Annotated in this window: 10 protein-coding genes; 5 read left to right on the top strand and 5 right to left on the bottom strand. The window is 69.7% G+C overall.

What is annotated here, in order from left to right; all coding sequences use genetic code 11:
* On the bottom strand, positions 1-718 hold a 718-nt coding region (locus ACFWNV_RS38485), incomplete at its 3' end, for a hypothetical protein (RefSeq protein ID WP_383956622.1).
* Between the two features lie 142 nt (positions 719-860).
* Here ACFWNV_RS38485 and ACFWNV_RS38480 point away from each other — a divergent pair.
* From ACFWNV_RS38480 to ACFWNV_RS38465, 4 genes are all read left to right on the top strand, one after another.
* A complete protein-coding gene (locus tag ACFWNV_RS38480) occupies positions 861-1,655 on the top strand; it encodes an ABC transporter ATP-binding protein (RefSeq protein WP_383956619.1) in 795 nt (264 codons plus the stop codon).
* A gap of 83 nt (positions 1,656-1,738) precedes the next feature.
* Positions 1,739-2,170: an NfeD family protein gene (locus tag ACFWNV_RS38475; RefSeq protein ID WP_383956616.1), complete on the top strand. Its 432-nt coding sequence runs from the start codon at positions 1,739-1,741 to the stop codon at positions 2,168-2,170.
* Positions 2,171-2,355: 185 nt separating this feature from the next.
* On the top strand, positions 2,356-3,351 hold the full coding sequence (locus tag ACFWNV_RS38470) for an SPFH domain-containing protein (protein ID WP_327307445.1): 996 nt from the start codon (positions 2,356-2,358) through the stop codon (positions 3,349-3,351).
* Between the two features lie 108 nt (positions 3,352-3,459).
* A complete protein-coding gene (locus ACFWNV_RS38465; RefSeq protein WP_383956613.1) occupies positions 3,460-4,230 on the top strand; it encodes a sulfite exporter TauE/SafE family protein in 771 nt (256 codons plus the stop codon).
* A gap of 79 nt (positions 4,231-4,309) precedes the next feature.
* Here ACFWNV_RS38465 and ACFWNV_RS38460 read toward each other — a convergent pair whose 3' ends face one another.
* The 3 genes from ACFWNV_RS38460 to ACFWNV_RS38450 form a co-directional block, all read right to left on the bottom strand.
* A complete protein-coding gene (locus tag ACFWNV_RS38460; protein WP_383956610.1) occupies positions 4,310-4,813 on the bottom strand; it encodes an HNH endonuclease in 504 nt (167 codons plus the stop codon).
* Positions 4,814-4,974: 161 nt separating this feature from the next.
* Positions 4,975-5,508 (bottom strand): YbhB/YbcL family Raf kinase inhibitor-like protein, encoded by a 534-nt coding sequence (locus ACFWNV_RS38455; protein WP_383956607.1) that lies wholly within the window; start codon positions 5,506-5,508, stop codon positions 4,975-4,977.
* A gap of 82 nt (positions 5,509-5,590) precedes the next feature.
* Positions 5,591-6,373 carry a sporulation protein gene (locus ACFWNV_RS38450; protein WP_327307448.1) on the bottom strand — a complete coding sequence of 261 codons (783 nt, stop codon included), beginning with the start codon at positions 6,371-6,373 and terminating at the stop codon, positions 5,591-5,593.
* A gap of 143 nt (positions 6,374-6,516) precedes the next feature.
* Between ACFWNV_RS38450 and ACFWNV_RS38445 the strand changes: the two genes are divergently transcribed.
* Complete coding sequence (locus ACFWNV_RS38445) at positions 6,517-7,158, top strand: DNA-3-methyladenine glycosylase (RefSeq protein WP_383956604.1); 642 nt, start codon at positions 6,517-6,519, stop codon at positions 7,156-7,158.
* 171 nt (positions 7,159-7,329) lie between these two features.
* Here ACFWNV_RS38445 and ACFWNV_RS38440 read toward each other — a convergent pair.
* On the bottom strand, positions 7,330-7,557 hold a 228-nt coding region (locus ACFWNV_RS38440; RefSeq protein ID WP_383956601.1), incomplete at its 5' end, for a hypothetical protein.

Raw genomic sequence — 7,557 nt, 5'->3', positions numbered from 1 at the left:
GTTCCACGGGTCGCAGGGCCTCCGCCCGGGCCGCCATCTCCGAGGCGGCCACCGCCGCCCCGTGTCCCCGCTCGGTCGCCAGCGACCCCATCAGGTCCACCCGCTGCGCCAGCGAGAGGACCCGTACCGCCCGCGGCGGATACCCGGGCGCCAGCGCGTCCCGCCCGGCCTCCGTCCGCGCCCGGTACGCGGACAGCGCCGCCTCCGCGATCGGCCCGGATCCGGCCACGTCCAGCCGGGTCAGCACCACCGTGGCCTCGCGCAGCGCCTCGGCGAGTTCCCGTTCCGCCTCGCCGAGCGACGGCACGTCCGCCGGCGGGGCCTCCCGTACGGGCAGGCAGTGCCAGGTCACCGACACGTGCACGTCACCCGCGGGCCCGGCCTCGTGGACCTCCGGGACCAGCCCGACCGCGGCGCCCACGGCGACGACCGCCTCCTCCGCGTCCAGCGCCCTCGCGTTGAACTCCGGCGGCCCGCTCAGCCCCAGCGGATGCCCGGGCGCCGGGAGCGCGATCCGCAGCCCGCTCACGCCCAGCACCCGCAGCCGGCCCAGCGCCAGGGTGAGACCCACGGGGCCGGATTCCCCGGGCAGTCCCTCCACCCGGTGCACGGAGTCCTCGCCCACGATCGACAACACGGCCTCGTCGGGCGAGACGAGACCGGCCAGCAGAGCGTTCCCCCAGGCGGCCAGCCGCCCTGAACGCGGTTCGAAAAGCATCCCCCCACTTTACGGACGGCCCCCGGGACCCGGGCCCGCGCCCGGACCCCTCCCCGAGTGGCGTAGGTTTTCCCCTTGGGGCTGCGCCCAAGGACGGGCGGCGCACAGATGTACCGAGACTGCAAGGGGAGACAACACGCTCATGAGCGATGTTCTGGAGCTGGTGGACGTATCCGTGGTCCGCGAGGGCCGGGCTCTGGTGGACCAGGTCTCCTGGTCGGTCAAGGAGGGGGAGCGCTGGGTGATCCTCGGCCCCAACGGCGCCGGCAAGACCACGCTGCTGAACCTCGCCTCCAGCTACCTCTTCCCCACCAAGGGCTCCGCCACCATCCTCGGCAGCACCCTCGGCAAGGTGGACGTCTTCGACCTGCGCCCCCGCATCGGCATGGCCGGCATCGCGATGGCCGACAAGCTGCCCAGGCGCCAGACCGTCCTGGAGACCGTCCTCACCGCCGCGTACGGCATGACGGCCACCTGGCAGGAGGAGTACGAGGCGATCGACGAGCAGCGCGCCCGCGCCTTCCTCGACCGCCTCGGCATGACGCCCTACCTCGACCGGAAGTTCGGCACCCTCTCCGAGGGCGAGCGCAAGCGCACCCTGATCGCCCGTGCGCTGATGACCGACCCCGAGCTGCTGCTGCTCGACGAGCCCGCCGCCGGCCTCGACCTCGGCGGCCGCGAGGACCTCGTACGACGCCTCGGCCGGCTCGCCCGCGATCCGCTCGCCCCGTCGATGATCATGGTCACGCACCACGTCGAGGAGATCGCCCCCGGTTTCACGCACGTGCTGATGATCCGTCAGGGCAAGGTGGTCGCGGCCGGACCCATCGACCTCGAACTGACCTCCCGCAACCTCTCCCTCTGCTTCGGCCTGCCGCTCGTCGTCGAGCGCAACGACAGCGACCGCTGGACCGCCCAGGGCCTGCCCCTGCGGTAGCCGCGCACCGGCCGGGCCCCGCGGCACCGGCCGGTCCTCCCGCACCCTGTCCGGACCGCGCCCACCCGACCTACCATGACCATGTGGACATCGACGCGTGGGTGTGGTGGCTCATAGGCGCGGTCGGACTGGGCATTCCCCTCGTCCTGACCGCGATGCCCGAGTTCGGCATGTTCGCCGCCGGAGCGGTGGCGGCCGCCGTCACGGCGGCCCTCGGCGGGGGAGTGGTCGTCCAGATCCTGGTCTTCGTGGCCGTGTCGGTCGCGCTCCTCGCGGTCGTCCGCCCGATCGCCAACCGGCACCGCAACCAGAAACCCCAACACCGCAGCGGCATCGACGCGTTGAGGGGCCGCAGCGCCGTCGTCCTGGAACGCGTGGACGGCAGCGGCGGCGGCCGCATCAAGCTCGCCGGCGAGATCTGGTCGGCGCGCTCCCTGGACGCGGACACCACCTTCGAACCGGGCCAGTCCGTCGACGTCGTGGAGATCGACGGGGCGACCGCCGTCGTCATGTGACGGACCGGCACCATGTGACGGACCGCGTGACGGACCGTGTGACGGACCAGCACGTGAGCAACTCGCCTGTGTGCAAGCACATGTGGGCAGGTACATGTGGGCAAGCAGCCGACCCGCGGCCCCGGGGTCTGCGAGACTCCGCTGAACGGGGCAGCACAGACAGCCGGAAGGGCACGGGGAACCGCATGCAACCGATCATCATCGTTCTGATCATTCTGGTGGTTCTGGTCTTCATCGCACTGGTCAAGACGATCCAGGTGATCCCGCAGGCCAGCGCCGCAATCGTCGAACGGTTCGGGCGCTACACCCGCACCCTCAACGCGGGCCTCAACATCGTCGTCCCGTTCATCGACTCGATCCGCAACCGGATCGACCTCCGCGAGCAGGTCGTCCCCTTCCCGCCGCAGCCGGTCATCACCCAGGACAACCTGGTCGTCAACATCGACACCGTCATCTACTACCAGGTGACCGATGCCCGCGCCGCGACGTACGAGGTGGCCAGCTACATCCAGGCCATCGAGCAGCTCACCGTCACCACGCTCCGCAACATCATCGGCGGCATGGACCTGGAGCGGACCCTGACCTCCCGCGAGGAGATCAACGCGGCCCTGCGCGGGGTTCTCGACGAGGCCACCGGCAAGTGGGGCATCCGCGTCAACCGCGTCGAGCTCAAGGCCATCGAGCCGCCGACCTCCATCCAGGACTCGATGGAGAAGCAGATGCGCGCCGACCGCGACAAGCGTGCCGCGATCCTCCAGGCCGAAGGTGTCCGCCAGTCGGAGATCCTGCGCGCCGAAGGCGAGAAGCAGTCCTCCATCCTGCGCGCCGAAGGTGACGCCAAGGCCGCGGCCCTGCGCGCCGAGGGCGAGGCCCAGGCCATCCGTACGGTCTTCGAGTCCATCCACGCCGGCGACGCCGACCAGAAGCTGCTCGCCTACCAGTACCTCCAGATGCTCCCGAAGCTCGCCGAGGGCGATGCCAACAAGCTCTGGATCGTCCCGAGCGAGATCGGCGACGCCCTCAAGGGCCTCTCCGGAGCGATGGGCAACTTCGGCCCGATGGGCGCCGCCTCCGGCTTCAACCCGCAGAACACCGGTAAGGACGGCGGCGGCAGCGGAGGGATCCCGGCCGCCCGCGACAAGGACGCCGCGGAACGCCGCGAGCAGCCCCCGATCGACTGACCGGCCCCGACGGCCCGAACGGGCCGTCCCCTCCGGCATGATCAGTGAGGCCCCCCGACCTTCACGGCGGGGAGGCGACTCACTCATGCAAAGGGGACGACCCCGCCCATGTCCATCTGGGAATCACTCGCGGTCTTCGCGGCCGGCATCGGCGCCGGCACCATCAACACCATCGTCGGTTCCGGCACCCTGATCACCTTCCCGGTGCTGCTGGCCACCGGCCTCCCGCCGGTCACCGCCAACGTCTCCAACACCCTGGGCCTCGTACCGGGTTCCATCAGCGGAGCCATCGGCTACCGCAAGGAGCTCCAGGGCCAGCGCGCCCGCATCATCCGGCTCGGCGCCGTCTCCCTCGTCGGCGGACTCGCCGGAGCGATCCTGCTCCTCACCCTGCCGTCGGACTCCTTCGACACGATCGTGCCCGTCCTGATCGGCCTGGCCCTCGTGCTCGTCGTCTTCCAGCCCCGCCTCGCCGCCGCCCTGCGCAGGCGCCAGGAGGCCGCCGGTGGCGATACGAGCCACCCCGACGGAGGCCCGCTGCTGCTGTCGGGCATGCTGCTGTCCAGCGCGTACGGGGGCTACTTCGGGGCCGCCCAGGGCGTGCTCTACCTCGGCCTGATGGGCCTGCTGCTCCGCGAGGACATCCAGCGGATCAACGCGGTGAAGAACGTCGTCGCGGCGATGGTGAACGGCATCGCGGCCGTCTTCTTCCTCTTCGTCGCCGAGTTCGACTGGACGGCCGTCCTGCTCATCGCCGTCGGCTCCACCATCGGCGGCCAGCTCGGCGCCAAGGTCGGCCGCCGACTGCCGCCCACCGTGCTGCGCGGAGTCATCGTGACCGTAGGGATCATCGCGATCGTCCAACTGCTGCTCCGCTGAGCGACGTAGAAAACGTACGTCGCCCAGCGCAGCCGTCTATCCGGCGGGACGATCCCGCCCTACGCGATCACTCAGAGCCCTACGCGGACCGCTCCAGCCACTCCGGCAGGGCATCCCGCCCGCCCACCCCCAGCGCGAGCAGCATGGCGTCGGCCGGCGAGGGAACGAAGGGCTTCCGGAGGAGCGGCATCCCCGCCTCCTCCGGAGTCCGGGCCGCCTTGCGGTGGTTGTCCTCGGAGCAGGAGGCCACCGTGTTCAGCCAGGTGTCCCCACCCCCCTGAGCCCGCGGAAGCACGTGGTCCACGGTCGTCGCGCGCCTCCCGCAGTAGGCGCACCGGTGTTGGTCGCGGATCAGCACCCCCCTCCGTGACCAGGGAGCATGTCTCCGGAAGGGCACCCGTACGTACCTGCAGAGTCTGATCACCCGCGGCAGCGGAAGCTCCATCGTGGCCGCGCGCACACGGAACTCGGGATGCGCCTGTTCAACCACGGCCTTGTCCTGGAGCACCAGCACCACAGCCCGGTTCATCGTCACCGTCGACAGCGGCTCGAAGCTCGCGTTCAGCACCAGCGTGTCCCGCATCTCGCCCACCTCCCGTGTGCAGGCCCGCGACCACCCTGGCGGCAGGGCCCGCGACCACTCTGGTCGCGCGCGCCACGCGGGACAACGCAATAAAAATGCCCGGTCCCGGCCTTCTTTAGACCAGGACCGGGCAAACGCTCGGAGAACGAAGCCGGGAATGCTCAGCCCGCGGGAGCCTCGTACTCACCGACGAGCTGCGCACGCCCGAGCGTGTGGAACCGCAGATTGAACCCGACGACGGCCGGCGACACGTCCGCACCGGGACCGAGCTTCTCCTCGTCCACCGCGTACACGGTGAACACGTAACGGTGCCGCTCCCCGGCCGGGGGAGCCGCCCCGCCGAAGTCCTGCGTGCCGTAGTCGTTGCGCACGTGCACGGCCCCGGCGGGCAGCCCCTCGAACTTTCCGCTGCCCACCCCGGCCGGCAGCTCGGTGACCGAGACCGGCAGATCGAAGAGCACCCAGTGCCAGAACCCGCTCCCCGTCGGAGCATCCGGGTCGAAGCAGGTCACGGCGAAGCTCTTCGTCTCCTCCGGGAACCCCTCCCACCGCAGGTGCGGCGATACGTTCCCACCCGACAGCACCTGGTCGGAGCCCAGATCGGCCCCCGGCTCCAGGTCCGCACTGCTCACCGTGAACGCGTGCACCGCCGGATGGAAATCGTGGGGGAGCGGCGCCCTGCTCTGCTCGGCCACTGCGGAACCTCCTACTGGATCGAGTCGACGCTGACCGTTACCCGTGCACCGGTCGCCGTACCGGCACCGAGCCTAGATCCGCTCAGAGCCAGTTGCGCTGCGAACCCACCGACGAGATCCACTGGTTCAGGTAGGCCGCCCAGTCGGTGCCCTGGTAGGACTGCAGCCCCACCTGGAAGCAGCGGAAGGTGTCGCTGCCCTCGCTGAACAGGCCCGGCTTCTTGTCCATCTCCAGGACGACGTCCATCTCGCGCCCGTCGGAGACGAAGGTCAGCTCGACCTGGTTCAGCCCCCGGTACTGCGACGGAGGCAGGAACTCGATCTCCTGGTAGAAGGGCAGCGTCTGGCGCGTCCCCCGGATGTGCCCGCGCTCCATGTCCGCACTGCGGAAGGTGAAGCCCAGCTGGGCGAAGGCGTCGAGGATCGCCTGCTGCGCCGGTACCGGGTGCACGTTGATCGCGTCGAGGTCGCCGGCGTCCACCGCGCGCGCGATTTCCAGCTCCGTGCTGACCCCGATGTTCATCCCGTGCAGCTGACGCCCCCCGAAGTGGGTGATCGGCGTCTCCCAGGGGATCTCCAGCCCGAACGGCACCACGTGCAGGGCGCCCGCCTGCACCTGGAAGGCACCACCGAGACGCTGCTTGGTGAAGACCACGTCCTGCTTGTACTCCTGGTCGTTGCCCTCCACCTCCACCCGCGCCTGGAGCCCGACGGACAGCCCTTCGATCTGCTGCTCCACGGATCCGCCCTGGATCCGCACCTCGCCCTGGACGATCCCGCCCGGAACGACGTTCGGCTCGGTGATGACGGTGTCGACCGAAGCACCACCGGCACCCAGGCTCGCGAACAGCTTCCTGAACCCCATGCTCTGACTCCCCTATACGACTACGACGTGCTCGAAAAGATCCTGCTCGGCAAGACGCGCGCCACTGCGCGCGGTACTACCCCTACAAACGCGGAACCTTAGGCCCCGGTTGCAGGAGTGCGCAGTCCACTACGCTCGACCGGATGAGCGCGCGCCCCGACCGTACGCCCCTGCCCCGGTCCTTCTTCGACCGCCCGGTCCTCACCGTGGCCCCGGACCTCCTCGGCCGCACCCTGGTCCGCCGCACCCCGGACGGCCCCATGGAACTGCGCATCACGGAGGTGGAGGCGTACGAGGGGGAAACCGACCCGGGCTCCCACGCCTACCGCGGCCGCACGGCGCGCAACGCGTCGATGTTCGGCCCACCCGGACACGCGTACGTCTACTTCATCTACGGCATGTGGTTCAGCCTCAACCTGGTCTGCGGCCCACCGGACCACGCGAGCGGTGTCCTGCTGAGGGCCGGGGAGATCACCGTGGGCGCAGACCTGGCCCGCAAACGCCGGATTTCAGCCAGAAACGACCGAGAACTGGCCAAGGGTCCGGCCCGTCTGGCCACCGCCCTGGACGTGGACCGCTCCCTGGACGGCGCCGACCTCTGCACCGGCCCGGACACCCCCCTGTCCCTGCGGGCAGGCACCCCCGTACCGCCGGACCTGCTGAGCAGTGGCCCCCGCACCGGAGTGGGCGGCGCCGGCGCTGCCCACCCGTACCGCTACTGGATCACCCACGACCCGACGGTGAGCCCCTACCGGGCCCACGCGCCACGCCGCCGCCCAACTTGACTCGGCGCGGCCGGACGCCTAACGTAGCCCGAGCCGCTTGAACGGGGCACTGCTATCAGCAGACCCCCAGAGCGGCCAACCCACTACCTACGACTTACCCCTGGCGGGGTCTTATTCGGCATGTCCGAATTCGATTCCGAACGGCCGATTATGAGCCACACGGGATAAGCGCTAATGTGGTGGAGCGCCGAAAGGCACAGACCCTCCAACGGTCACCGAATTCAAATCCAAAGCCGGAAACGGCGCGGAAATGATCTGGTAGAGTTGGAAACGAAGGAAGCGCCCGGAGGGCCTGGAAACAGGAACAAAGGAAGCGTCCGTTCCTTGAGAACTCAACAGCGTGCCAAAAATCAACGCCAAAAAGTTGATACCCCGTCCATTTCGGTGGATGAGGTTCCT

The sequence above is a fragment of the Streptomyces sp. NPDC058401 genome (assembly GCF_042722885.1).
Classification (GTDB): Bacteria; Actinomycetota; Actinomycetes; order Streptomycetales; family Streptomycetaceae; genus Streptomyces.
The sequence above is the reverse complement of the archived record's forward strand: the minus strand, read 5'-3'. Positions and strand labels throughout refer to the sequence as shown.